Below are 674 nucleotides of genomic sequence, written 5' to 3' on the forward strand. Positions count from 1 at the left end.
AGTCCAGTGATAAATACTTTGTTTGCGCAAACCAAACCGCAGTGTATCGGGCGCTATGTGATTGACGTTCCCGAGTCGTTCAACAATCAGCTGCACGATATGATTTTTATCGATGACTTTAAAATAGAAAGCAAACCGCTCTATCCACCTGCATTTAAACAACGGGTACAGTTAAGAGAGCAGGCGCTGCGCGATGCTATCAATAACCCAGAAAACGATCCGAAAGATGCCCCTTTTATAAAAGAGATCATTACTCTCACTGAAGGTAAAGGGGTGATTTTTGATAGCAATCGACCCGGCTCGGATGATCTCTACCGAAGACTCGAAGCGCATGTATACGTAAATGGTATCGCTTTTATTATAACAACAGACATTCGTGATTTTTCTGCCCCGAAATATAAAGAAAGGAAAGCTGAGTATCTTAAAACTACAACAGAAGATCAAACAAATACCAAACCAGCCAAACTGGCGGCTCTGCAGTCGCTGATATCACGGCTTAGCGGCAGGAAAGATGAAGATATACCGTCGGCTAAAGGTGTGTGTATTCCGAATGGATTTATCCGGGATGATGGAGGAAAGCATCTTGAAAAAATTACATTTAGTTATGAAAATGATGATTTCATCCTGGGTGTGTATACAAATAATAAATATTCTGGCTCAGAAGACACTCTGTT

Annotated in this window: 1 protein-coding gene; it reads left to right on the plus strand. The window is 41.2% G+C overall.

Annotated elements, in window-relative coordinates; genetic code table 11:
* Positions 1-674: Tli4 family immunity protein (locus tag OGX98_RS00800; protein ID WP_286594706.1), on the plus strand; the 674-nt coding region annotated here is incomplete at both ends.

The organism is Citrobacter sp. Cm046 (assembly GCF_030333065.1).
GTDB lineage: Bacteria > Pseudomonadota > Gammaproteobacteria > Enterobacterales > Enterobacteriaceae > Citrobacter > Citrobacter murliniae.